Genomic DNA, 26,713 nt, shown 5'->3' with positions numbered 1-26,713 from the left:
TAAAATGAAGAAGCAAGTTGACCAGGGAGAAATACATGATCTTGGCGTTACTTGCCATGGTTATCACTTTAGTAGTAGTAGTTGGTATCCATGAAGCAGGTCATGCGTTAGCAGCGACGTTGTTCGGCGTAAAAATCAAGCGAGTGGCTATTGGTTTTGGCAAGCCTTTGTTAACTCTTAAGGATAAATCAGGCCGTGAGTGGGTTTGGGCTTTGTGGCCGCTGGGTGGCTATGTGCACTTACTCAATTCACGCATTGAGAAAGTTCCTAAAAAAAACTATCCCCTTTGTTTTGATAAAAAACCGATTTGGGTGCGCTGTATCATTTTAGTTTCTGGTGCTTTAGCCAATTTGCTCACCGCTTGGTTAGCATTGACCCTCCTATTTATGATGGGATTTGAACAACAAAGACCATTTATTCAAAAAGTATATACACCTAGTATTGCTTCTCAAGCAGGCTTACAAGCCCATACTCGGATTGTTGAAGTGGCGGGTTGGAAAACAAATTCTTGGCAAGAAGTGGGGATGAGCCTTATCATGGCGCTGGGAAAAAACAAGGTACCTATTTGGGTGAGTAATCCAGAAGAAACATTACACCCAGTCAATTTAGATTTGAGTCAGTGGAGGTATCAAAAAAAGGAGCCTTCTTTATTGAGTGCCTTGGGTATTGAACCTGCTCCTGCCCAGTTGCACACTCAGCATGTCCCAGGTAAATCCTTTGCTTCCTCTGCCCGCTATGCGATGGAGCAATTAGGCCATTTACTTACTTTCTTTGTGGTTATGCTTAAGCAATTGATCACGGGAGTGCTTCCTTTTGCTGTTTTATTGGGTCCACTGGGATTATTTGCTGCTTCGGTTAGTTCATTCTTTCAAGGCCTAGCCGTTTTTCTGTCTTTTATTGCTAATTTAAGTCTTGCGGTGGGGTTGGTTAATTTATTTCCAATTCCGGGATTGGATGGCGGGTCTATTATTTATGCTCTCATAGAAAAATTGCGTGGAAAGCCCGTGTCTATTGCGGTGGAACTGTTATTGTACCGTTTGGCCTTTATTATCTTTGCTATCTTGTTAGTTCAACTGTTGATGAATGACCTGCAGCGCTATCTCCATTAAACCGCTCTTGCACAACACCAAAGATCTACTTGAGCGACGCCTTGTTGCTTAAACGCTAGCGCTAATTCATTGGCTGTGCTCCCAGTCGTTAAGAGATCATCCACTAAAGTAATATGTTGATAAGGCGACAATTGGCTTTGAAAAGCATTTTGTAAATTTTGTTTTCTTTGCTTTTTATTTAAACTGGCCTGTGGTGCTGTGTGAATAATCTTTTTACAAAGATTTAATTCGTAGGGAAGAGCTAATTTTCGCGCTAAAAATTTGCAAAGTTCGGCTGCTTGATTAAACCCTCTTTGTCTCAGCCGTTTCGGATGCAAAGGAACGGGGACTAGACATTGTGTTTCAAGGACGCCATTGGGTAAGGCATTCAACATCAATCGCGCTAAAAAACTCACTAGATAAAGCGCTTCGTGGTATTTAAACTCATGCACTAAGGTCCGCAAAGGTTCTTCGAATAGATAAGCAGTTATGGTCTTATCAATAGCAGGTTTTTTTTTGCTGCAAACACCACAGCTTAAAAAGGTATCATCGGGTAAAGGAAGGGCACAATAACGACAAGCTGGGCCAATTTGTTTGAGTAAATTAAGACAACTATCGCAAACTGCAAAAGGTTGACGATGATATTGATAGCAAAGCACACAGACGGAGGGCAAACGCAGCATCTGTGTTATACTGGCGATTTTCTGACGCACGACGTTGGATTTCCATAATAATTTTAATCCATGATGAATCTTAGAACTGAAATTTGCAATGCTTTTAGTAAACATGCCGCAGAATATGAACAAGCAGCAAAAGTGCAAAATGAAATTGGTGAGCGTTTATTCGAACGGCTCCATTATTTGAAAATTAATCCGCGTTATGTGCTTGATTTAGGCTGTGGCACGGGTCTTTTTACCAAAATGTTAAAAAAACTCTACCCACAAGCAGAAATCATTGGTTTGGATTTATCCTATGCCATGCTGAAACAATCTCAAAGAAAACAAGGATGGCGACGTAAATGGCCATTAATCAATGCGGATATGGTCGCGCTACCTTTTGTTGATGGTTTATTTGATTTGGTCTTTGCCAATCAAGTGATTCATTGGTCGCAACCGCTTTCAGCGGTCATTCAGGAATTAAATCGGGTCATGAACGTGAACGGTTGTTTAATGTTTTCGACGCTGGGTCCTGATACTTTCAAAGAATTAAAGCAAGCATGGTTACAAGCAGACCAATACGCACACACTAATGATTTTATGGATATGCATGATGTTGGTGATTGTTTATTGATGGAACAATTTCTTGATCCAGTTGTCGATATGGAGTTATTGTCAGTACACTATTCAAGCCTCAATCATTTATTGCAGAATTTAAAGGCACAAGGAGTGCGTAATATCAATCAATCGCGCAATGAAGGTTTGACAGGTAAGACCTCGTGGCAAGCGTTTGAGTCGGCGTACCAAGCTTTATGTACACCACAAGGTAAATACCCACTGAGCTATGAAGTAGTGTATGGGCACGCCTGGAAGGGGAGTCAGCGACGATTGGAAAAAGGCACGGAAACCTTTATACCTATTTCTCAAATTCGGCGAAACCAGAGGTAGGGTTAATAATGGGATGCCTTTTTTTAGCATTAGGCGACAAATTTTCGTCCTTCCGGCTTGACCGGAAGAGGACGAAAGAAGCACCCAACTTATGGCAGTGTATTAATGGCGACCCCCATTGATTCAACAAAAATAACTGGAATAATAACTATGAAAAAGTATTTTTTAGCCTTCGCTTTTTTTGTATCTTTTTTCTCAACAATGAGTTTTGCAACTGCAACTGTCGAGTCTGAACAGCTTGCTGAAAAAATACAAACGGCTTTAAAAGACTTTGGTGAAAATATAAACATTGGCATTTTGGTTCAAGACGCAAAAAGCGGCAAAGTCCTTTATAAAAAGGATGTCGATCGTTATTTTACGCCAGCTAGTACTCAGAAATTATTCACCGCCTATGCAGCCTTGCAAGCACTGGGTCCTGATTTTAGATACCACACCCAATTATTTTTGGATTACACCAAAATTCATAAGGGTATTTTAAAAGATAATCTTTATCTGCAATTTTCTGGGGATCCCAGCTTAACCGCGCTGCAATTTGAGCAGCTCATCAATTCATTAGCAGAAATAGGACTTCGTCGCATCAAAGGTAAAATAATTATCGATGATACAGCCTTTGATGAAATGAAAATGAGTCCCGGAACAGCCTGGGATGATCAGGATTTTTGCTGGGGTTCGCCCATTAGTGCTTTGATTATTAATCATAATTGTGTCACTGCGACATTAGTCCCAGCCTTAGAAGCGGGGCAACCTGCAAAACTTGAGTTGCCGAACTATCCTCAATCGATGCAATTTATTAATCAAGCGATAACAGAACCCACTTCAGTTAAAAATTGCGCCGTTAAAGTGAAACGACATGATGAGACAAGCTACGTCATTAACGGCTGTCTTAAGACTTCTGCTGCTCCTTATCCTATCGAAATGGCAATTAATAATCCACGTACTAATGTGCAAGTTTTATTAAAATATTTATTCGATAAAAACCAAATTGCTACTTCTGGAGAGATCGAGTTTAAAAAATTTGAAATGACGTCCAAACCATTTGCTCGTCAAGATTCACCTCCTTTAAAAAAGCTGGTGGCCATCATGTTAAAAGAATCGGATAACACGATTGCGGATGCGTTATTTAAGACCATGGGTTCTAATTATGCGCATGAAGCAGGCAGTTTTCAGAATGGCCATCGTGCTGTGCGTGATATTTTGGCTCAGTCGCTACAGTTTAAATTTCCTAAAACCACGCTAATCGATGGAGCCGGTGCTTCTCGTTATAATTTTTTAACGCCCCAACAGTTAGTTAATTTATTGCAAAAAATTTACTCCTCTTCTGGGGCCAATGATTTTATCGCCTCTCTCGCTGTTTCAGGTATCGATGGCACTCTTAAAGATCGAATGAAAGAGGTAGCAACTTTAGGAAAAATACATGCTAAAACCGGTTCAGAAACCGCAGTGACTGCTTTGTCAGGTTATCTTGAGACTGACAAAAAGCAGACCTTAATTTTTTCGATTATGATTAATGGTTTTACTGGACCCAGTGCGAAGTACAAGGCTTTAGAGGATAAAATCTGTAAGATTTTAGTTGAGTCTTAAGTTCAAGCGAATCCCGTGGGGATTCGCCAGACCTTAGCGTTGGGCTTGGCCCCGCAAAACAAACAAGAATACGGAATGGTATTGCACATTAAAGCAAAGCGCTATAATTTAAACAATAAGGTTCAGATTAAACTTATTTGTTAGTTTTAGGAGTTACTATGGAATTTGTCAGTCGTTACGTTGCTCACCGCCCTAATGCACAAGGTTTGGTGGAATATTCAAATGAAGAGCATCGCATCTGGCAAATACTCTATGAACGTCAGATGAAGGTAGTAACCGGACGAGCTTGTGATGAGTTTTTGAAAGGGTTAGAGTGTCTTAATTTATCTTCAAATCATATTCCACAATTACCCGAACTGAGTCGTCGTCTCAATTCCCTAACTGGATGGCGAGTTGAGCCAGTGGAAGCATTGATTTCCGCACGTGCTTTTTTTGAATTATTAGCGGATCGACGCTTTCCTGCCGCAACGTTTATTCGTTGTGAAGAAGAGATCGATTATGTGAAAGAGCCTGACATTTTTCATGAAATCTTTGGGCATTGCCCGATGTTGACGAATCCTGTCTATGCGGATTTTGTTTGTAATTATGCCTGTAAGGTATTAAGTCTACCCGAAGAGAAATGGGCCTTATTGCAGCGACTTTTTTGGTTTACCGTGGAGTTTGGGTTGATTAAAACGCCCCAAGGTTTACGAGCTTACGGAGGGGGGATTTTGTCCTCAATCAGTGAGACGGCTTATAGCGTTGAAAGTGATAAAGCAATGCGAGTGATTTTTGATCCTGTGGTTGCTTTTCGTATGCCTTATCGGATTGATATGTTGCAGGCTGTGTATTTTGTCATTAGTGATTACCATGAGCTTTATGATTTTGTTGAGGCAGATATGAATCACTTTATCGAGCGTGCCAGAGAGTTGGGTGAATACCCACCTTTATTCCCGGTCGATCCGAATAATCCCAACATTCATATTTTAGCTTGTTAGTTTAGAGGCTGTTGAGAGACAAATTTTCATGATCAACAGCCTCTAATTTTGTGCTCATAAGGCAATATTTTAGCAAAAAGATGATAAAGCTCACGGCTAAAATGAGATCTAATTGTAATGCTAAGTCAGTCTTGCTAATATCGTTGCATGTTTTCTGTTCATTGACATAAAGAGTCAAGGAGCAACGCTTGATAAAAGTACTAATTGTTGATGACCATGCTCTAGTGCGAATGGGTATTCGACGATTATTAGATGATCTTCCTGATATGGAAGTGGTTGCCGATGCTGAGAGCGGTGAGCAGGCTTTGGCTTTGGTTAAATCCCATAAGCCCGATGTTGTGCTGCTGGATATGAAAATGCCGGGTATAGATGGTTGGGAAGTCACTAGACGACTTAAAAAATCAAATCCGCAAGTTAAAGTCATTGCTGTCACAGCTATGTGTACCGAACCATTGCCTACAAGAGTTTTGCAACTAGGTGCTATGGGTTATCTAACTAAAGAGTCGGGTGCCGAAGAAATGGCTGCAGCTATCCGGAAAGTAGCTAAAGGAGAGAAGTATTTAAGTGCGGAAATTGCGCAAAAAATGGCAATTAATAGCTTAGAAGCCGTACAAGATTCTCCTTTTGACTTACTATCTGAACGTGAAATGCAAGTAATGTTGATGATTACCAGCGGCATGACCGTACAAGATATTGCTGATCGCTTATTCTTAAGTTCAAAAACGATCAATGGTTATCGATATCGTATGTTTGAGAAGCTAGCCATAAAAAATGATGTTGAGCTTACTTTCTTAGCAATGAAACACCGCGTCATTGAACAGCCTAATGATGCATTGCATGATGAAGGATAGGTTAGTTTGACGTCGCGCCTATCCAGGTTGGTTAACTCTTTTACTCTGAATCCTGGGTCGTTACGCTCACTCGCAGTGACGACACCGGCAATAAAGCTGGCTTGATCAGGGGTGCCAAAGCGGTAAAGCCATCGAGATTTGCCCTATTAGAAGTGTCTATACTTTAATAGATTAAACTCTGCATTTAGACTGGTTGTAGTACATGACTGATAAAATCACAATCGATCTCACCAAATTTCTGACAAATCTGACAACTGAACCTGGTGTTTACCGGATGGTAGATTCAAGTGGTACAGTGCTTTATGTGGGCAAAGCGCGAAATTTAAAAAAAAGAGTAAGTAGTTATTTTAACAAGCAAAATGTTGGGGTAAAAACACGATCGTTGATTAGCCAAATCGCGACGATTGACCTGAGTGTGACTCGCAGTGAAACCGAAGCGCTTTTATTAGAATCTAATTTAATCAAATCACTTCGACCTAAATACAACGTTCTTCTTCGTGATGATAAATCCTATCCTTATATTCATGTGACTTCTAATCATCCCTTTCCTCGCATGGAGTTATACCGTTCTAAGAAAAAACCACGCAAGGGGGAGTTTTATGGGCCTTATCCAAGTGCAGCGGCAGTGCGGGAGACTTTAGGTACGATTCAAAAAGTATTTAAAATTCGCAATTGCAGCGATAGTTATTTTAGCACGCGTTCTCGACCTTGTTTGCAATACCAAATTAAGCGATGTACAGCACCCTGTACCGGCTATATTTCCGCTGAGGACTATCAACAATCAGTGGATGATGCAACGCGGTTTTTACAGGGTAAATCACAGCTTCTTCTTGAAGAACTGGCTAAACGCATGGAGCAAGTAGTCAAGCAATTGGCGTTTGAGGAGGCGGCAATTTTGCGTGATCAAATCAAAAGCCTACGCTTAGTTCAAGAACAGCAGGGGGTTGTACAGCTTAGTGGGGATGCTGATGTGATCGCTATTGAGGCGCAACCAGGGTTTGCTTGTATTCAATATGTTACTGTTCGAGAAGGGCATGTATTAACGAGTCATAATTTTTTTCCATCAGTACCGAAGCAAGGTTTTACTGACAATGAAAATGATGAGAATAGTCTGTGGCAAGAAGTGTTTACTGCTTTTATTTCTTTTTATTATATTGATACACCAGAGCGCATTCCGGCACTTATTATTACTCATCAAGCCGTCCCTGAGCGCGAAGCTTTGCAGCAGCTGTTGAGTGAGTTACGCGGCAAAAATTGTCAGATCCAAATTCAGCCACGAGGCATAAAGGCACGATGGGTCGATTTTGCGCTTAACAATTTGCGACTTTCTATCGCCGAGCATATTGCCTCCTCATCGACAATAAGAATGAGGTATCTAGCCCTGGCCAAGCTGCTCCAGCGAGAAGTGAGCATTCTGCGCATGGAGTGTTTTGATATTAGTCACACGCAGGGGGAAGAAACCGTAGCTTCCTGCGTAGTTTTTGATGCAGAAGGGCCGCGAAAGACCGATTATCGCCGTTTTAATATTAGCGGCATTACCCCGGGAGACGATTACGCGGCGCTGGAGCAGGCTATAACGCGACGGTTTAAGCGTCTTCAGCAAGAACAACAATTACCCGATGTGCTTATTATTGACGGTGGGAAAGGCCAGGTGGCGGTGGCAGAACGGGTTCTTGAGTCTCTACAGGTCGAGGGAGTGACTCTTTTAGGGATTGCCAAAGGTCCTGACCGAAAAGCGGGATGGGAGCGTTTAATTTTAGTGGCCGAGGATAAGGAGCTAACCCTACCTTCGGATTCCCCAGCTTTACATTTACTCCAGCATATTCGTGACGAGGCGCACCGCTTTGCAATTACCTCACATAGAAAAAAACGTCAACATGCCAGTCTTGATTCTTCGCTGGAATCAATTGAGGGCGTCGGTCCCAAAAGACGACAAGCTTTGTTACGGCGCTTTGGAGGATTACGTGAATTAGCCAAGGCACCACTCAGTGAAATTGCGAAGGTAAATGGGATAAACAACGAATTAGCTACACGAATATATGAGCATTTTCACGGAAATGGTTAGGGTGCTCAAAATCAAGCTATTTAAGCCCAAACTAGCGAAGTGTAAACAGCCCCTAATTTAACAGAGCATATTTTGTTAAAAATTCTTTTAGCTCATTCAGTGAAAGAGGAGGGCAATAATAAAACCCCTGAGCATAGCGGCAGCCTAAATTTTTTAGTGCCTCATTCTGACTTTTGTTTTCAACGCCTTTTTGAATCACCTGTAATTCCATTTTATTTGCCAAATCGATGATACCGCTAATAAATGCTCTGTGACGTGGTTGAGTTTCCAAAGTATGAAGAAAGTTTTGGTCTATTTTTACAACGTTAATGGGCACCTCGAGTAATCGAGAGAGAGAGGAATATTCACTGCCGTAGTTATCTAAACTTAATTGAATACCTAGTGCATGAATTTCTTGTAAATGCTCATCAAGATGACGGTATTGAATGGTGGATATCTGCTCTGCTAAGTCTAAGATAACCAACTCATTACTGACTTCAAAACGATTGATATTTTCACACAAATGCTCAATAAAATGATGGTCATTAAGTTGTGATAGAGCAATATTTAGCGAAAGTTTAGCATCCGAAATGGACATCATCGTTTTTTGATAGTCTTGCAGTGCTTGCTTAATTACCCAATAACCAATGGAATAAATCGCGCCAGTCTGCTCCGCAAGAGGAATAAATTCGTAGGGGGAGATTAAACCTTCTTTAGGGTGATGCCAGCGAACGAATGCTTCAAAGCCAATTATTTTTTTGGATTGCAAATCAAACTGAGGTTGATAATTAATAGATAGCTGATTGACTAAGTCGGTGCCTTTTAAACTCCTTTTTATAAGGGTTCGCCGTTTAGACTCACCATTATGTCTGACGTTAGAAAATAGACAATATTGGTTTCGGCCATTTTTTTTCGCTTGATACATTGCTATATCAGCATTTTTAAGCAATTCGCTTGTCGTGACGCCATTTTGTGGGTAAAAACTAATTCCGGTACTGCAAGAGCTTTCGATATGGTATTCGCCGAGTTCAAACGGTGAGCAAAGGACTTGATTGATTTTTTCGGCAATTTTGTAGATATCGCTAACTTTATGTATTTTTAAAAGAACTACAAATTCATCACCACCCAAACGAGCAATAAAATCTGAGCTTCTTAAACAACCCGATATTCTTCGCGTGACTGTTTTTAATAGGCGATCGCCAATCGGATGGCCGAAGGTATCATTAACGGATTTAAAATTATCAAGATCAATCAGTAAAAGAGCTAATTGTTGGGCATTATTTTTAGCATCGATTAGCCAATGATTGAATGTCGTTTTAAAGTATTCTCGGTTAGCTACATTGGTTAGCGTGTCGAAGTTGGCAAGATTACGCATTTTTTGCTGGGCCAATTTGAGTTCGCTGATGTCTATTGCATAAATATTGATTTGCGAAAAGCTTTCAATCCAGACCAGAGTGAAAAGATAAACTCGATGATTGATTGTAAATTCTTCTCGAATCCCCTCCTCTTGTTGTTGTGCACGTTGACAGGCTTCCATGAGGATGTTGGGAGTTTTGTTGTCCCGCATTGACCACTGGTTAAGAATTTCAAAACCTGATTTATTGGCATAAAGAAGGGTACCATCTGAGTCGATACGTATCACAGGATTGGGATCCTGTTGTGGAAAGCTGGCTAGGAATTGTAATTTTCGTTGCGCGAGTAGCCGTTCAATTTCTAGACTTATTCTATCCATAAACAGTTGAAACAAAGTCTTATAGAGAGAACTGACTTTAAACTTTTGTTCAGACATCACGACTAAGCTACCAACCACTTCGTCCTCGGAATTAATAAGCGGACCGCCTAAATAGGAATTGATATTGAAATCCGTTAAGAACTGAAATTTGGGAAATTTAGCGCGAACATCGCCATTATAATAACAAATTTTCTTTTCTTTTCTTACTTGCTGACAAGGAGTATCGGCTAGCGCATGAGAGAAATTCGGTTCTTTTCCCTGATGAAAATAGCTAATGGAATGAGTAATTTCCTGATCGAATAGACTAACTACTCCATACTCGGCATAAAACACTTCGGAGGCTAATTCAGTTATGTCATCGATGATGTCGTTTATACAACCGTAATTATTAATTTTTGCCAACGACCAAAGTGCCCATTCAAAGGTTTTTACTTGAAGGATGTCTATAAATCGAATAATGGTCACTTTTTTATCGTCAAGAATTGTCGCATTAAAGATCACATTAAAGGCTTGAATCGGGTGTTTCCCTTTTTCTTCTACCCAATGAAATTCTTGTGGGATGCCTGTAGTTGCCAGAGAAAAATATTTTCTTGCTTTGCAAAATAACCGTCTCTGGGCCATTGAGTTCAGAGGTACTAATTTTTCTATCGGTTTTCCGATGATTTGGCTAAGTGGGGAAGGGAAATATTTTTTTGCAGTGTCATTCAGAAAAATCACTATGCCCTGCCTATCGAAGACAATCACACCATCTTTAGTCTCTTGTAAATTCCGTTTAGTTTCCTCATTCACAATGAGATTCTCCAAAACCTTGTTTGGCGGAGGATGTTCATTAATAAGGAATTTTTTTGTGCTCATAGAGTCTAAATTAAAGTCCACTTTAGCTAATTATAGTTATTCGTTATAAAGTTTGCCCAAAAGCTAAACTTTTTAAGCATTCTACCGACACAGGGTCTAGAGCTTGTTTTTTAGCTAGCAATGTGGATTTGAAATAATAATAACGAGTAAGAAGAAATTTTTTGCATTTAAGCATGCTTCTTGCATCAGAAAAATTGAAGACGAATTAGGGGAATCACGACATGAAAAAAATAACAGGAGTGATTGCGCTGATGATACAGGCAGCCGCAGTTAATGCTGCAAATTATTACGGCACTGCTCTGTGTTCGTACCCAGATTATCAATGCATAAAGGTTGGTTCTGGGCAAACTTGGGAAAAATTGTTTCCTGACGAACTACAGCGTGATGTTGTTCAACGCTTAAATAGAACCTATAACTATTTATGGGCTGGTAAAGTCATTGTGGTCCCACGTAATCTTGCTGAAAAAAATCTTCTTGATTTTTCTCCTTTCCCATTAACCATTAAAGCCGAAGGTGAAAAACAAGTGATTGTTGATCAGGATAAATTAGCTTGGGGAGCTTATGATAAAGAGGGGAAGTTAGTGAAATGGGGTCCCATTTCCTCAGGAAGGGACAGATGTCCAGATGCTGCTCGCTCATGCCGCACGATGACAGGTATTTTCCGCTTTTTCAGCAAAGAAAATGAGCGCTGCCGATCCAATGTGTATCCTATCGGACGTGGCGGAGCAAAAATGCCCTTTTGCATGTATTTCCATAAGGGCTTTGCTTTACACGGCTCGCCGGATATTCCTGGATATAGAGCAAGTCATGGTTGTGTGAGAATGTTTACCCGCGATGCGGAATGGCTAAACCATAGTTTTGTCGACTTATCTAATGATGCTAATCACTTTTTGGGTACCAAAGTAGTGATTCGCCCAGTTCTGACAAAAGAAAAAGAGGAGCCACAGGAATGAACATAATCAAACCAAATCTAGGCCTAAGCTTATTCTTGACTTTATTGTCAGCTGGCATTGCGAATGCTGGAGTCCAGAAAGAAGAAAAAGTGGAAAAAGATGATAATAGACCACCTATTGGTTGTTATAACTCTGGATATCAATTTGAATTGCAAACCTTACATTTGATTACCGGAGCAAATGGCCAGAATCAATCAATGTATTTTTTATTTAACACCCTGGGCCAACCTGTGAACCTTTTTCAGATGCGTAATGAAGAAAGTTCACGTAGTTTGTATTTAAATCATGTTATTGGAGCTCACGAGTGGGGAATTTTATCGACGAGTGAAAAAAAGGTTAAATTCATTTGCACGATTCCTGATAAAAAATCTCAATATGGACAAGTCATTGATTGTGCGCAAAGTTTGAGAGTATGTGAGTACACCAATGTGAAGTATGGGTTAAATAATCGGGGTAATTATTGGTTAGTGAATAGCAGTACCAGGAATGGCGCGGTAAGTGCAGTTGTGCACTATGGCATTATTCCAGGGCAGTAAATAAGTGAGTACCCAAATAGATTTCTTGCAGTAAACATATAGATGAGAGGGAGTTACCATGAAATCATTCGTGCCATGGTTTTACTTGGTTGCAGCTGCCGGAAGCCAACTGGCTTATGCTACAGATGGATTAGACGCTTATCGTCAAGGAAATTATCCACTTGCTGCACAAACACTTAATCAGTCTAAAAGTGATCCCGTGGCTGATTATTATATGGGCCGGATGCGTTTATATGGTTATGGCCAATTAAAAAATAATACCTTGGCCTTACGTTATTTTAATCAAGCGGCTGAAAAAGGTATTTTGCCGGCTCAGCAATTACTTAGCCGTTATTATCTCCTCGAAGAAAAAGATCCGGAAAAAGCACTGTACTGGTTTAAAAAATCGGCTGCAGCTGGGGACATCCAAGCGCAAATGTATTGCGCTGGGGCTTATCTCTTTGGTTTAGGTACGAAAAAGAATTCTGATACAGCAAGAAAATATTATATCGATGCTGCTAAAGGAGGTAATGCTCTCGCCCAATATACCTTAGGTATTCATTTCCTAGACAGCCGTGATCAAAATAGTAAAAAATTAGGTGCCATTTGGTTAACTAAAGCAGCCGAGCAGGGCCAGATTGACGCCCAAGCGAAATTAGGTGAGTTGTATGCCAATGGCACAGGGGTGACACGTGACATGGGCAAGGCGGTTGAGCTATTAACGAAGGCAGCCTCACAAAATTCAACCGCAGCGATGGTAACGCTTGGTGAATTGGCAATCAAACAAAATCAAATGGACACTGGTAAAGATTGGCTAACAAAAGCAGCCAACGCGCATGACGTACGTGCAGAGATGGCTTTGGCTCGCTTGTATTCCGATCCTAAATCGGCTTCTTTTAATCTTCAAACTGGATTTATGTGGACTCTTCAAGCCGCGCAAAATGGTTCTGTTGAAGCTCAGCAAACCTTAGCACTTCTTTATAAAGACGGTAAAGGAGTGATTGCCAACCAACAATTATCCGACCAATGGCAACAAAAAGCGAAACAAAGCTTGGCAAAAAAAGACTCAGAAATTGCCGCGGATATTCAAGTTGCACGTTGGTTAAGCAATGGTCGAGACGATAGTTTTGCGGCTGATAATTATAGTTTAGGCGGTATTTATAGTGCTTGGCAAAATCCACTCGCCTTAAAAGAAAATAGCTATAATTCTGCTCCTCAAATGGAAGCTTTATCACGCGCTGAACTCTACAAACCTAACTTTAGCATGGCTCAGCCTAGTGAGATTCCAATCAATGATTATTTTGATCTCATTGCCCCCATGTTAAATGCAAATCATATCGCAACCTGGACTTTCCCTCGTTACCCCTTGGATAAGCAAATCGAGGCTCTGCAAAAAAATGAATCACTTGCTGTGGAGCATAAGCCAAGAGAATCCATGGTTAACGAAGGTGCGCCTTTCCCTGACAAAGCAGGACCACAAGATTTTAATTATTTTAAAGAAAAAACAGTAGGCTGGGAGAATAAAGCAAACTATCAAGCAGTTCTCAGCCAACTTTATGGTCAAGCCATTTTAGGTAATTCCTCAGCGCAATTTGAAATCGGCCAGCTCTATCAATATGGTATTGGCGTGGTTAAAAGTCCGCAACAAGCCATCATCTATTATCAATTAGCAGCAGCACAGCAAGATGTTCGCGCTGAGTATAATTTAGGTATTTTATATCTAGAGGGCCAAACAAATCCTGTTGATTATAAGCAAGGTATGAGTTGGATGACTGATGCGGCGTTTAAAGGAAATGTTTATGCTCAATATACGCTAGCTAATATTTATGATAAAGGCTTCACTGATGCGAATGGTAGCATTATTGTTGAACCTAATGTTCAACAAGCTTTAGCCATGTATTACTTAGCTTCTTCTAACGGCTATGGCCCAGCAGAATATCGTTTGGCCGAGTATTTAGTTAAACAAAAGCAAGTTGGATTGAGTGTAGTGGCTAAGCAAAATCGCACACAATTGATCCGACGACTCTATCAAGGTGCGGTTGCTCAAGGTGTTGCAGAAGCCGAATTGCCTTTAGCTTATTACAATGCAATGGATACTGCTCATCCTGATAAACAAATGCAAGCCTTCGATGTCGCTAAAAAAGAGGCAAAAAGTGGAAATGGCGAAGCAGCCCTCTTATTAGGAATGATGTATGAACGAGGCATTGCGGTGCCAGCCAACCAAGTTGAAGCCCTTTATTGGTATCAACAAGCGCCACTAAATCCGGTAAATGCCTTTGTTCTTGGTACTTACTACAGTCAAGGAATTGGTCTTAGTAAAGATGCGGAAAAAGGCTTGGCACTATTGCAACAAGCTGCCGATGCTAGTTTTTCTTATGCAAGTCTCAATTTAGCTGTGCTGAAACATCAGCAAGGCGAATCCTTCCTTGATGACTTAATTAAAGCGCGGGATGAAGGTAATACCACAGCTAGCTTGCTGCTTGCCGATTATTACCTAGCTCAAGCTGATGATCCTGCCAACATGCAACAGGCACGCGAAATCTACCAGTATCTAGCAGAAAAAGGAGATAAAGAGGGACAAGTAAAACTCGGTTATCTCTACGATACTGGTTTAGGTGGACAGCTTGATCGCGAATTAGCAGCAAAATGGTATCTGGCTTCAGCGGAACAGGGCCAACCTATCGCGCAATTCTTGCTAGGTCAACTTTATCAATTAGGACGGATCGGCAAAGAGCCAAATTATGCTGAAGCTAAAAAATGGTACGCTGCTGCACAAGCAGCCTATCCAAAAGCAGCAGTGGCTCTTGGGTTCATCTATGATACCGTTGAAGATAACTACCTCAAGGCTTTGGAAAGTTATCAGCTAGCAGCCCAAAAAGGCGATGCAGTAGGTGAATACGACCTAGGCTTAATCTACGAAAAAGGCAAAGGCTTACCGGTTGATTATGCTAAAGCACAAGCGCTATTTACGAAATCATCTGATAAAGGCTATAGCGAAGCGATGACTCAATTAGCAGGAATGTATTTTAATGGCTTGGGTGCAGAGAGAAATGAACAAAAAGCATTGCAGCTCTATAAGCAAGCCGCTGCTCTAGGGGATCCCGATGCGCTTTATCAACTTGGACTGCTCTCTGAGACTGGTGTTGCAACCAAGCTGGATTTCCCAAGCGCAGTAACTTATTACCAAGAAGCTGCTGCGAAAGGCAACGATACAGCAAAACTTGCTCTGGCTCGGATCTATCAATATGGTTTAGGTGTGAGTCAAGATAATGAGCAAGCAAAACAATTGTATGGTGAATTAGCAGCAAACAATAATGGTTATGCGCAATATCAACTCGCAGTCATGCTGTTCAATGCCGCGCCTGATCATAAATCAGAAGAGGGTAAACGCCTATTACAGCAAGCAAGCGATAATGGTAGCTTCCAAGCACGTAAAATGCTGCAATGGCTAGATGCACAACAACAAGAAAGGATCAGCTTTATCGAGCCAATTTCGATAAATCGCTCCCCTGTTCTAGCCCGCCAACCTGCTGATTTAATGTACTTCGATGCGCTAAGCGAATGGAACCGTGGTGATGAAGATTTATCACGTTTGATTCTGAAACGGTTGATGACTCAATTCCCACAATACGTTCCAGCAAAACGAGCTTATGAACAGCTTAATCAGCATTCTGCTTCGTTTTCGGTAGTATATAATGAACGTAGTCAACATGAGTAATGCTGTTGTTGCATCCTGTACCTGGATCAACGGCAAAGCTATATAGACGGAGTTCAATCAAAAACGATTTGTTCAATAAAGGACCGAACCGGAAAAAATACCGGTTCGGGTGTTTACGGACTTAGAGCGACGGAAACGCGGGGTTAAGCAGCCATAGCTTTAACACGTGCGCTCAGGCGGCTTTTAATACGAGCAGCTTTATTTTTGTGAATTAAACCCTTTCCAGCAGCTTTATCAATAATTGGTTGTGCTTTAGCATAGGCAGCGCGAGCAGCTTCTGAGTCACCGGCTTCGACGGCTTTAAGCACATTTTTAACGTAAGTGCGGTACATAGAGCGTGCACTAGCATTATGTTGACGCAGTTTTACGTTTTGGCGAGCACGTTTGATCGCTGATTTAATATTTGCCACTTAAAAATCTCCACATCAATCAGATGTCACAAAAAAATGGTGATCATGCCCAATAAGGTTGAATTTGTCAATATATTAAACCTAAAGGTTGAATCATTTTGATTAAATATTCTCAATTAGATACAGTAGGATATCGGACAAGTCAATATTTAAATGATACTCGCCGCTGTCTAAATGTGATGTGTTTAAGCTATTTGTGATGTTGTGTAATCATTTTGTCCAAATGATTTGAGAAAAGCTGAATATCCTTGGCGCTGAAAGTATTTAAATTGCTGCGCAACATTCCATTTTCTCGCAGAGATTCATTTAAATTGCGCATCGTTAATATTTGTTTGATATTGTTAACTGAGTAAAGCGTACCTCTTGGACTAAGAGCAAATGCCTGTTTTGTAATGATCTGATCCGCCAAAATAATATCGGCAGTAATTACAAGGTCGCGTGGTTGAACCTGATCGACAATATAGTTATCTGCACTGTCGAAACCTGATTGTACCAGTACTTTTTTTATAAATGGGGAAGGAGGCGTCATCGCTAAATGGTTGGCGACGATAGTCATTGGAACCTGACGTTTTATTGCTGCTCGAAATAAAATTTGTTTTATTGCCTTAGGACAGGCATCTCCATCAATCCAAATGATCATTTATTATCCAGTTTAATTCTTTCTTAATCAGGCGCTAGTAAATATTATTAATTATACAATTTTTAGGGGGGCATTTCATATGATCGGCAATAAAGTACACTTCAGCGATGAGGTTTTTGGCTGTCACCGAAAAGAAATATCAACAAGATACTACTAATCCTTATCCTGCTCATCTTACATTCAAAGATAAAGAGAAATTTTGATGCCTTATAAGATAGCGGAAGATGCTGGCTTTTGAATTTAAAGGTCTAAATCTACTAATAACGCAGAAGCTAGTATTTCCAATTAAGGAAAAAGTGCAAAAGTTTAATATTTTGCAGCATTGAAATACCCTACTCGGAGTAGGGTATTTTTCCTGTTTCTTAAGCCATTAACCCGCCATCTATTCCAACAATTTGTCCAGTAATGTAAGAGGATGCCTCTGAACTTAAAAATAAGATGGTCTGCGCCACTTCTTCAGGCTTTCCTGCGCGTTTTAGGGGAACCAACGAGGTAAAGGTGGTTTTTCCTTCTTCGGTTTGGGTAAAGCGATCAAACATTTCGGTCATAATCGGACCTGGAGCCACTGCATTGACTCTCACATTAGAATCCGCCGCTTCAAGGGCTGCAACTTTTGTAAAGCCTTCTACGGCATGCTTAGATGCACAATAAATTCCGGCTGTTGGAAATCCCTTTTTTCCGGCAACTGATGACAGATTAATTATAGAACCTGAACCCTGCGCCATCATTACCTGAAGTTCATATTTCATACATAAAAAGACGCCTAATACATTCGTGTCAAAGGTCAATTGATAATTATCCAGGGTTGCCTCCACAAGAGACATCATCGCACCTTCTGTTCCTGCATTGTTCACTGCAACATCAAGACGACCAAAATGTTTTGCAGTCTGTTCGACAAGCGAGCGCACTTCAGGTTCATAACGAACGTCAGTCTGAATAAACTCTACTTCGCAGCCAAGCGCTTTGAGGTCTTTTGCGAGAGAAATCCCTAACTCCTTTTTGCGCCCTGAAATAACAATATTTGCTCCTTGTTGAGCAAAAGCTAAAGCGGTTGCCTTACCAATTCCTGCGAGGGCTCCAGTAATGAGAACGACTTGTTTTTTCATGTAAAATTCCCTTTAATCAGTACGATTTTTGATCTGCAATGAGTATAGTACAAATTATTTTTACTGTTTCTACAGCCTCCTTTTTGTTCAATTTACGCTGCCGCCTAACCCTGGCATTGAACTTTGTCCAAATGTTTCTGAAATCAGTGTAGTTTGCCCCGTCGTTTGTTCGGGAATCCGGGGAGTTTGTGTATCTGTTTCTGCTGTCGCAAAAAATCTTGCTGTCGTGTAGGGTTGACTTGATTTAACGGGTTGAAGTACTTGCGAATCCACTGCTTCGATTAATTTTTTTATATCTTCTGAATTGCTGGTGGGCATTATAAAATCAGCCTCGGCTTTAGTATCCAGAACAAAATGTAAATTAGGGATAATATTTTTCTCATAATAAGCTAGATTCTCTTCTATAGACGTGCCGCGCTCTATTTCATCTCTACGAAGGCGCCTAGCAAGGCATATATCGAGGCGAGTATCGACATAAATTTTGAAATCGTTTATTTCGCCGAGTTTTTCATTTAAAGCAAAAATCCCCTCAACAACAATGATCATGCCTTCAGAGGGAGTGATAGGTTTCGTTTCAGCTAGCCGAGTACTCTTTGTAAAAGAATAAGTCGGTACCTCAATAGTCTCTCCCTCTTGTAAGGCTTCAAGATGAGCTGCGAGTAATTCCAGCTCAACTGCATCAGGATGATCAAAGTTCGTGCCTGGTTGTGGGTCTTTTTTATAATAATCATCCACAGATATTTTAATACAACGCTTGCCTTGAAGTTGATAGTGTTTAACTACCTCATCTGCAACAGTGGTTTTTCCTCCTCCTGAAGGAGCTGCAATTCTAAGAACAAAAACATTGGCCATAAATTCCCCTTAAAAGATGTTCAAACATAGTCTTACCGGTATTTCTCAGGCGAACTCAAGCACTCAAGAAACAGCATGATATTTTTATTAACACTATGATAAATAAGCAATAAGATTAACAAGTTATAATCAGAGAGTGAAGTCTTAAGGACTAAAAAGAGCGATTAATTATGGAGTGAGGACTGATCCACCCATTGCAAAAAACGTTCTGCCTGCTTAACCTAAAATTCTAAATTTAGCAAAGTAAAATGGCCGCACGAAAGAGCAGTCAACAAACATTTTATCCAGCAAGATTCTCAAGAATTAAAATACCTAAAAAACCCATAAAAAAGCTCGCCGTTATGAGCGGTGTTTCCTCAATTTCATGTTCATGTGCCTCAGTCAATAATTCTTCGGTGACTAGAAAGAGTAAAGCGGCAACGCCAAAGGAAAGGAGTCCCTCTGTAATCGCTTTTGGAAGCTGAGCTAACAAAGTTGCCCCCAAAATACTTCCCAGAGGAATTAATAAAGCGAGGCAGAGGCTGAGTAGAAGTCTTATTTTAACACTTACCGATCGTCTACCTAAGGTTGAGGAAGTGGATAAACCTAAAAAGAGAATTTCCAAGGCTAGGGCGACTGCAATCAACATACCGCCTTGTTTACCGGTCAAAAAGGCAATTCCAATGAGGATTCCATCGATGAATAAATCAATCCCGACCGAAGAAACTAATCCCAAAGATAGACCCGTGGATTGCTCTTCTTGTTCATTAAGCTTGTTGGTCAGCGCCTTCAACAAAAGCATCAAAATGACCCCTAAACTAAAGCCCACAATTAAAGCGACGGGGGTCTTGCCTTCTCCTAATTTGGGTAATAACTCTTTGGCAACCGCGGCAAAAACTACCCCTGCTGCAAAATGTTGCGTGGCGCTAGTCAATTTGTCACTGGGTTGATAAAGGCTTGCTACGGTCCCTCCAATGATCATCGTAAAAGCGGGAAGAAGAGAATATAGCGCAATGCTAGCAATTGATGGGTTCATCACGGCATCCTTTTTCAAGTGCAAACTTAAAATTTGGCAGTTTCGAAAAAACTTTTTAAAAATTTCTCAAAACATTCTTAATAGGGTATATCATAGAGGTTCGTTTTGTGAATTAATTCGAATTATGTCTGCGATTGAAACCATGGTACCTAAACGGCAAAGTCTATTACGTTCCACCTCTCTTGTATCGCTAATGACTTTGATCTCACGGATGGTTGGGTTTGTACGTGATATGGTCATTGCCCAACTATTTGGCGCGCAAGCAGGGATGGATGCCTTCTATGTTGCATTCAGGATTCCTAATTTTATGCGCCGCCTCTTTGCTGAGGGGGCTTTTTCGCAGGCGTTTGTGCCTGTACTTGCTGAATATCAACAAACACGCCCTTTCGATGATGTACGTCTTTTTATTGCACGAATAGCGGGACAGTTGGGTGCTGTGCTTACTTTGGTTACGGTGATTGGGGTAATTGCCGCGCCGTTTATTATTTTTCTTTTTGCACCAGGATTCGGTGAGGGAAGCATGCGCTCAGTACTTGCTACAGAGATGCTGCGCATCACCTTTCCCTTTTTAATGCTGGTGTCCATGACGGCAATGGCCGGAGCGATATTGAACACCTATGGATATTTTGGTGTTCCTGCATTTACTCCGGTGCTCCTGAATATTTGTATGATTTTCGCTGCAATCTATTTGAGTCCCCATCTACAGGTTCCCGTGGTGGGCTTAGCTTGGGGTGTGCTAGTGGCCGGAATAGTGCAATTCTTCTTCCAGATTCCTTTTCTTTATAACCGCAGATTATTAGTAAAACCGCGAATGGCTTGGGGCGATCCGGGTGTTAGGCGCGTATTAAAACTCATGGTTCCTGCTTTATTTGGGGTGTCTATTGCCCAAATTAATCTGATGATAGATTCTATTTTCGCCTCTTTTCTTAAAGTGGGCAGCGTAACTTGGTTATATTATACCGACAGACTGACTGATTTTCCTTTGGGTGTTTTTGGCGTGGCTATAGCCACCGTCATTCTGCCGCATTTGTCTAGACGGCATGCTGAGGAAGGGGGGGAGAAATTTTCCAAAACTTTAGATTGGGGCTTGCGTTCCTTGTTGTTAATTGGCGTACCGTCAGGCCTGGGGCTAGCCATGTTTTCCATGCCGCTTATTGCAAGTTGTTTTACTTATGGTAAATTTTCTCCCAATGATCTTCTGCAAACACAAAAAAGTCTTATTGCACTTGCTTCGGGCGTCCCCGCTTTTATGATGGTGAAGGTTCTTGCTTCTGGTTTTTATGCTCGCCAAGATATAAAAACCCCTGTAAAAGTAGGGGCCTGGGCTATGGTTACGAATTCGATTCTCTGCTCTATATTTATTTGGCCTTTGGCGCATGCAGGCCTTGCCCTTGCTTCTGCTTTGGCCGGGTATGTCAATTGTGGGATGTTGTTGTACTTGCTGAGACGTAGAGGTATCTATAAGCCCTCGTCAGGATGGATAAAATTTATCATACAGTTATTGATTGCCAATGTTGCTATTGCTCTGTATTTATACCTGATGGTCGGTGGTGTGCAGCACTGGTTAGAGCTCTCCGCTGTGATGCGTTTAGTTCTGTTAATATTCCATGTAGCGGTTGCAGTCATTATTTATTTATTGTGTTTAGGATTAACGGGCGTTCGTGTAGCCCAATTCCGTGGTCAAATGAAGGAGCAATAATGCCTGCTGACATGTTTTATGAAATTCAATCTGAAAAAGCAATCCCACTATTTTTAGTGACCGAAACTCATTGGGAACAAGGATTGGAAGCATTGGCTCCTGCAGAAAGGTCTTGTCTTCTGAGTCGTGAATTCACTGGCAAATTGGGTGACTACAGCCTGATTCATACAGCGGATGGACATGTAAGCAAGGCCTTCATCGGTGCGGGCAAGGGTAATCAAATGTTAGCGCTTGCTCATGCAGCAACCCAATTACCTAAAGGCTGTTATATTGCTCAGGAAGTTTTGTCGCATAGTGCAAAGGTTAACTGGTCCTTGGCGCAATATCGTTTTAGTGAATATAAAAAACAGGAGCCCTCAGCGCGTACTTTATTGGTTAATAAAGAAGAATTACCAGGGATTTTAGCGGAGTCCGAGGCCATTTTTTTGGTTCGTGATTTGATCAACAGACCGACGAATGCATTAGGACCACAGGAATTGTCCATGGAGGTATCCAGGATTTCTGTGAAATATAAAGCCCATTTCAAAAGGTGGCTTGGTGAGCAATTAGTCAGCTCAAACTTAAATGCAATCTATACCGTCGGTAGAGCCTCAGCGACTCCCCCCCGTTTATCAACGCTAACCTGGGGTAATGAAAATCATCCCAAAATAACCTTAATTGGCAAAGGTGTTTGCTTTGACAGCGGCGGTTTGGATCTTAAACCATTTGCGGCTATGCGTTTGATGAAAAAAGATATGGGCGGGGCTGCTCATGCGATAGGTTTGGCACAATGGATTATGGACCAACAGTTACCTGTTTATTTGCGATTGTATATTCCTGCTGTTGAAAATTCAGTAGGCCCTAATTCGTTCAGACCAGGCGATGTTATCAAAATGCATAATGGTTTAACGGTGGAAATTGATAATACCGATGCGGAAGGGCGCTTAGTATTGGCCGATGCAATCTCCAAGGCTTGTGAAGATCAACCCGATTTATTGATTGATTTTGCAACTCTAACAGGAGCCGCACGAGTTGCGGTAGGTACTGACATTGCTGCTATGTTTTCAAATGATGATCAATTAGTGCAGGGTATTACTGAATCTGCTTTAGCTGTTAATGATCCAGTATGGCGATTACCCTTGTTTTCTGGCTATGAAGAGATGCTTAATTCTTCGGTTGCTGATTTAGTGAATGCGAGTCCTTCGCCCTATGCTGGGGCAATTACGGCTGCTTTATTCTTACAGCGCTTTATACCGAAATCTTTATCCTGGGTCCATTTTGATATTATGGCTTGGAATCTCGCGAGTAAACCAGGCAAGCCTGAAGGTGGCGAAGCTATGGCTCTACGAGCATTGATGCATTATTTAAAGAAAACTTATGGGCATCATTAAGCGAAAATCAACTATGTTACAGGGATTTCTGATTTATGGTTGTGCTAAGAGGATCTTCGCTAACTTCTTCTCTTGGAAGCTGCTGCCATTGTGCTTTTTCCCTCTCTGATTTAACTTTTTCAGGCTGAGCCTTAGTCACTGGCCCGGACGGTTGTTGCTGTTCTTTTTCTTTGGTATCAGATTGTTCAAAGAGATTATTCATCAGGGATGTGCTATCGCCAGCGGGTGTCAATAACTCCTCCATCGGCTGCTCCAAGATCTTTTGAGGGGCAATTGTCTGGGGAATTAGAGGTTGAAGCTGCATAATATTTTCGCTGGTTTCTTGCGACATCACATCATTTGTTGCTACTTCTAAGTCTTTTGCAGAAGCGCCTGCACGGAAAAAACCAATCACCGCATTAAAAATTTGGCTGATTTTGCCGGGTGCAAACATCAGCTCAGATAACACCGAATTCATTTCGTTAGGAGTCGGAAAATAATGAGAAGAGGTGAGGTATTGACCAATAAGTAAGGGACTTGCAACCAGAGCATAAGTAATAACGATAGGGACTCGTAAGACAGCACCCACTAATTCCCAGCTCATTCTTACCACATTGGCCATTGCCCGCACGATTAACCCAAAATCAACCCTTGCCTTATTCAGCAAATCTTGCACTGGCTGAAAACTAAAACTGCGTTCACGGAGCTTGGGATTAAAAAGGGAGGCAATGGCCAATCCTGAAATTAAAATCAGAGCTACGCTTGCTCGACTTAGAGCAGGAATATAGGAAAGAGCCATTTTTATGGAGCCGGCTAATCCTCCAATTCGTTCATGCCCACCCATTAATTTATATTTTACTGCAGAAATATATTCGGGATTGTCTGCATAATGGGTGTTGACATAATGCATTATTTTATATTTTTCATCTTGCGGTAAGTTATCTGGCTCAAGTTGCAAAATTTGATGACGTATGCGGGCACGCTTGAAGTTGTCTTGCAATTTGGGGATTATGTTGTCCTTCATTTCTTCGGAAGGCGAAGTATTTCTGTGGACATAGTCGGCAATGGCCTCTTCAAGCGAATTGACCATCAAATCAGAGTAATCTGAGCGCAGAGCATCTTTGAATGCGTCGAGGTATTGGGTCGTTTGGACATCGATTTGTTTTTCCTCTTCTGGGGATAAATTTTCGATATTTCGCTCTTTTTTGTAACCTACCGTAATCGCTGCTTTAATTTCAGGGCGTAAATCTTCTATACTTGCTCGGGCTTGATGAACTGCTTTGGTATTGGCTTGTTGAATAGCTAATTCTTTTTCCCCTGCATCCATCTCAGGCTCTTGTTCAAATTCTTCTTCCCAGTCATAGCGAATACCACTTTCGATAACGATGGCTGCTAATTTTGCGCCTGAGATCCCAAGCTCAAGATAGGGAAAAGCCGCGTGCCTCACTTCGTCTGCTATTGAACTACTTAACCAAGGAATATTGGCCTTATAAGCAATTTCAAAACCTAATCCAATAGCGGCTGTACCAACGATGGCGGCTAGCACTGGATTTTCAATGAGCATTTCTGCACCACGGATAGCAAGACTGTTTTTACCACTGGTTAAATCGGTGAATAGAAAAGCGGCTTTCCCATTAATCAGAGCGGTAGAGAAAGACGACATGAGTCCCTGCGTTTCGCCCACCAAGGCTTTTGCTATGGGGATATTCAGTTTCGTGTACATAAAATGAAAGAAAGAGTATTTTACTAGGAAGGGCATGGCCATTGGTGCTGCAGTACAGGCTGCTAAAGTAAAGGCGAGACTGCCAATGGGATGAGCACGATAAATTTCTTTGCTAAACACTTCAACGATACTTCGCGTAAAATCATTAGAAGCCCAGGATACAAAATCTTCTGGACTATCTGGATTTAACCGATAATCGGCAGTTGCTTCGATATAATGATCAAATTGTTTAAATATTTCGCTGTGAGATGGAATTTGATTTTTATAAGTACGATGTAAGTCCCTAATTTTTTGCTGATGGAGATGAGTAATTCTTTCATCGTCTTTTAGACGTGAGTTGAGTAGTTGTAGTAGGTCATTATCGCTGATTGGATTTCTGCCAATGGTTACATCATTATAAATATCTTTTATACCTTCCCAAAAATGAACCGTGACGCCTTTAATCACTTCACCTAAGGGGTTCAGAGTAAAATTAGTGAGTTGCTGACCGAGAAATTGCATGCCTGTTACAAAGATACCGCCATTGGGCACTTGGGTAAGCGCTTCGTCATCAAAAAGGGCTTGAGTTTCACTCAGTGTTTTATATTTAGCCTCAGCAATATCCCATTTTTGTAAGAAAGCTTGCTCGCTAGGAAAGGCAGGAATCTTAAAAGGCGCGCGACCGAAGGCTCTAAGAGCAAGATTCACTCCACCTCCTGCTACAAAGACGCCTGAGTACATGAGATCAAGACCAAAGGAAACCACATCGATGCCAAAATTAACGAGGACAAATAAGCCTTTTTTGGCGGCGGTGTAGCCGGGTATTTTTCCCTTCTCCCCTCTGAAGTTAATCAACATGACAGTGTCATCACTGTCTTTGTATAGCTTGCCACCCTCTTCGTTTCGTGTGATTAAAGCAATTCGCTTTGCTAAATCGACCTTCGATTTGGGTTTGAAACCATATTCAGCTAAATCAACAGTCACTAGCTCATTTTGTTTTTTTGCAGAAAAATCCAAACTGTGGGCTTTAGTGACGGTGTTATGATAATCCGTCATTTGACTGGAATAGCCTTCACCAGTGAATTGAGCATCAAGCAAAGCTTGAGATAAACCGCTAGCATCTTGATATAGCCCAGTAATGCTGTAATTTGTATCGATCGTTATTTGAGTGATCGTATTTATTTGCTGCTGTAAAAAATATTTTAATAAATTATCACTACTACCATAACTGCCTAAAATTGCTCTGACCTGCTCTTCTGAGGGATTTTTTATCGCTGCTAGCGATTTTTCATATTGGTAGGTCGCGTATTTCAGGGTGGCTGCACAATGGATGAGCCCAGAGTAGGGGGCTTGTTCTTTTTTGTCCTTCATGCTGTCAATTTTTTCTTGCAAATTTTCCCTGAGCTTTTTAAGCTTTTTAGTAATCGTTGCTAAATTTTCTTCAGGTGTTTTGACAGACTGATAGCGATTAACAGAGCGATTCAGCGGCTGTAAAGCCTCAATCAACCTTTGTGCCATATCGGCAACGACCAATCTTTCTTCGTTTTTTCTGACTTTTAACCCTAATTCGGTGGAGCGCTCAAAGACTGTGCGTTTATATTCACCGATTTGTGCAATCATTTTAGCGAGAGGATCTTGAATACTACTTGCTTCAAAAACGCCATTACGCAGAGCGCTTCTTATTTTTTCTGCTGTAGTGACATAGACAGTGGTCTGATAGTTATTATCTTGATTGACTATTGAGAGCTTGGCTTCGCCATGGGAATAAACCTTTTTCTTTTCTAAAGTACTGGGGGTTGCTATTTCACTGAGCTCACTAAATGAAGGTAAACCGCCGCCTGGTGGAGTGCCGATTGCACGGAATGGGGTTAATAAAACTAGTTTTGAGTCATCAGCTCCATGCAATATGAATTTTCTCTTCAAAAATTCATTATAAGCAAGCATTGCTTGGTATGGGGTCTTAGGCATGATACCTCAATCTCAGGATGAGAAAAATTAAGTCACTTTTACTTTTTTTATACA

General features: G+C 41.2%; 19 protein-coding genes. 11 read left to right on the top strand and 8 right to left on the bottom strand.

Translation table 11 applies throughout. The annotated features are described in order from the left end of the window. Window positions 1-35 precede the first annotated feature (35 nt). Window positions 36-1,109, top strand: coding sequence for a M50 family metallopeptidase (locus Ldro_RS11215; RefSeq protein WP_058496502.1), 1,074 nt, complete (start codon window positions 36-38; stop codon window positions 1,107-1,109). Here the strand turns inward: Ldro_RS11215 and Ldro_RS11210 are convergent. After that, window positions 1,106-1,801, bottom strand: a complete 696-nt coding sequence (locus tag Ldro_RS11210; RefSeq protein ID WP_058496501.1) for a ComF family protein — start codon at window positions 1,799-1,801, stop codon at window positions 1,106-1,108. The two genes, Ldro_RS11215 and Ldro_RS11210, sit on opposite strands and share 4 nt — an antisense overlap. A 33-nt stretch (window positions 1,802-1,834) precedes the next feature. Between Ldro_RS11210 and bioC the strand changes: the two genes are divergently transcribed. The 5 genes from bioC (at window position 1,835) to uvrC (ending at window position 8,166) form a co-directional block, all read left to right on the top strand. Next, on the top strand, window positions 1,835-2,692 hold the full coding sequence (gene bioC, locus Ldro_RS11205; RefSeq protein WP_058496766.1) for a malonyl-ACP O-methyltransferase BioC: 858 nt from the start codon (window positions 1,835-1,837) through the stop codon (window positions 2,690-2,692). Between the two features lie 150 nt (window positions 2,693-2,842). Beyond that, window positions 2,843-4,273: a D-alanyl-D-alanine carboxypeptidase/D-alanyl-D-alanine endopeptidase gene (gene dacB, locus Ldro_RS11200; protein ID WP_162263976.1), complete on the top strand. Its 1,431-nt coding sequence runs from the start codon at window positions 2,843-2,845 to the stop codon at window positions 4,271-4,273. Between the two features lie 158 nt (window positions 4,274-4,431). Continuing rightward, window positions 4,432-5,250 carry a phenylalanine 4-monooxygenase gene (gene phhA / locus Ldro_RS11195; protein WP_058496499.1) on the top strand — a complete coding sequence of 273 codons (819 nt, stop codon included), beginning with the start codon at window positions 4,432-4,434 and terminating at the stop codon, window positions 5,248-5,250. Between the two features lie 188 nt (window positions 5,251-5,438). Further along, window positions 5,439-6,101 (top strand): two-component system response regulator LetA, encoded by a 663-nt coding sequence (gene letA / locus Ldro_RS11190; protein WP_058496498.1) that lies wholly within the window; start codon window positions 5,439-5,441, stop codon window positions 6,099-6,101. A gap of 202 nt (window positions 6,102-6,303) precedes the next feature. Further along, window positions 6,304-8,166, top strand: coding sequence for an excinuclease ABC subunit UvrC (uvrC, locus tag Ldro_RS11185; RefSeq protein WP_058496497.1), 1,863 nt, complete (start codon window positions 6,304-6,306; stop codon window positions 8,164-8,166). A gap of 52 nt (window positions 8,167-8,218) precedes the next feature. Here the strand turns inward: uvrC and Ldro_RS11180 are convergent, their stop codons facing one another. After that, window positions 8,219-10,666 (bottom strand): EAL domain-containing protein, encoded by a 2,448-nt coding sequence (locus Ldro_RS11180; RefSeq protein ID WP_165481632.1) that lies wholly within the window; start codon window positions 10,664-10,666, stop codon window positions 8,219-8,221. A 287-nt stretch (window positions 10,667-10,953) separates the two neighbouring features. Between Ldro_RS11180 and Ldro_RS11175 the strand changes: the two genes are divergently transcribed. From Ldro_RS11175 to Ldro_RS11165, 3 genes are read left to right on the top strand one after another with little or no spacing between them, the layout of a single operon-like run. After that, complete coding sequence (locus tag Ldro_RS11175) at window positions 10,954-11,685, top strand: L,D-transpeptidase (RefSeq protein ID WP_058496495.1); 732 nt, start codon at window positions 10,954-10,956, stop codon at window positions 11,683-11,685. Beyond that, window positions 11,682-12,221 (top strand): endopeptidase IV, encoded by a 540-nt coding sequence (locus Ldro_RS11170; protein ID WP_065235930.1) that lies wholly within the window; start codon window positions 11,682-11,684, stop codon window positions 12,219-12,221. The genes Ldro_RS11175 and Ldro_RS11170 overlap by 4 nt, the downstream gene beginning before the upstream one ends. A gap of 58 nt (window positions 12,222-12,279) precedes the next feature. Next, entirely contained in the window at window positions 12,280-15,918 is a 3,639-nt protein-coding gene (locus Ldro_RS11165; RefSeq protein ID WP_058496494.1) for a tetratricopeptide repeat protein, read from the top strand. Window positions 15,919-16,061: 143 nt separating this feature from the next. Here the strand turns inward: Ldro_RS11165 and rpsT are convergent, their stop codons facing one another. From rpsT to Ldro_RS11140, 5 genes are all read right to left on the bottom strand, one after another. Beyond that, window positions 16,062-16,328 carry a 30S ribosomal protein S20 gene (gene rpsT / locus Ldro_RS11160; RefSeq protein ID WP_058496493.1) on the bottom strand — a complete coding sequence of 89 codons (267 nt, stop codon included), beginning with the start codon at window positions 16,326-16,328 and terminating at the stop codon, window positions 16,062-16,064. Between the two features lie 190 nt (window positions 16,329-16,518). Next, window positions 16,519-16,968 (bottom strand): YaiI/YqxD family protein, encoded by a 450-nt coding sequence (locus Ldro_RS11155; protein WP_058496492.1) that lies wholly within the window; start codon window positions 16,966-16,968, stop codon window positions 16,519-16,521. 362 nt (window positions 16,969-17,330) lie between these two features. Continuing rightward, a complete protein-coding gene (locus Ldro_RS11150; protein ID WP_058496491.1) occupies window positions 17,331-18,074 on the bottom strand; it encodes an SDR family NAD(P)-dependent oxidoreductase in 744 nt (247 codons plus the stop codon). 87 nt (window positions 18,075-18,161) lie between these two features. Next, a complete protein-coding gene (locus Ldro_RS11145) occupies window positions 18,162-18,926 on the bottom strand; it encodes a uridine kinase family protein (protein ID WP_058496490.1) in 765 nt (254 codons plus the stop codon). Between the two features lie 280 nt (window positions 18,927-19,206). Next, window positions 19,207-19,941, bottom strand: a complete 735-nt coding sequence (locus Ldro_RS11140; protein ID WP_058496489.1) for a ZIP family metal transporter — start codon at window positions 19,939-19,941, stop codon at window positions 19,207-19,209. A gap of 124 nt (window positions 19,942-20,065) precedes the next feature. Between Ldro_RS11140 and murJ the strand changes: the two genes are divergently transcribed. Together murJ and Ldro_RS11130 are read left to right on the top strand one after the other, a co-directional pair. After that, the gene (murJ, locus tag Ldro_RS11135) at window positions 20,066-21,640 is read left to right on the top strand and encodes a murein biosynthesis integral membrane protein MurJ (protein WP_058496764.1); all 1,575 of its coding nucleotides are present in this window, start codon (window positions 20,066-20,068) and stop codon (window positions 21,638-21,640) included. Then, window positions 21,640-23,010: a leucyl aminopeptidase family protein gene (locus tag Ldro_RS11130; protein ID WP_058496488.1), complete on the top strand. Its 1,371-nt coding sequence runs from the start codon at window positions 21,640-21,642 to the stop codon at window positions 23,008-23,010. The genes murJ and Ldro_RS11130 overlap by 1 nt, the downstream gene beginning before the upstream one ends. A 16-nt stretch (window positions 23,011-23,026) precedes the next feature. Here Ldro_RS11130 and Ldro_RS11125 read toward each other — a convergent pair whose 3' ends face one another. After that, window positions 23,027-26,659: a hypothetical protein gene (locus Ldro_RS11125; protein WP_058496487.1), complete on the bottom strand. Its 3,633-nt coding sequence runs from the start codon at window positions 26,657-26,659 to the stop codon at window positions 23,027-23,029. Window positions 26,660-26,713 lie beyond the last annotated feature (54 nt).

The organism is Legionella drozanskii LLAP-1 (assembly GCF_001467585.1).
Classification (GTDB): Bacteria; Pseudomonadota; Gammaproteobacteria; order Legionellales; family Legionellaceae; genus Tatlockia; species Tatlockia drozanskii.
Note: the sequence above shows the minus strand (reverse complement) of the source record. Positions and strands in the feature narration are given on the sequence as shown.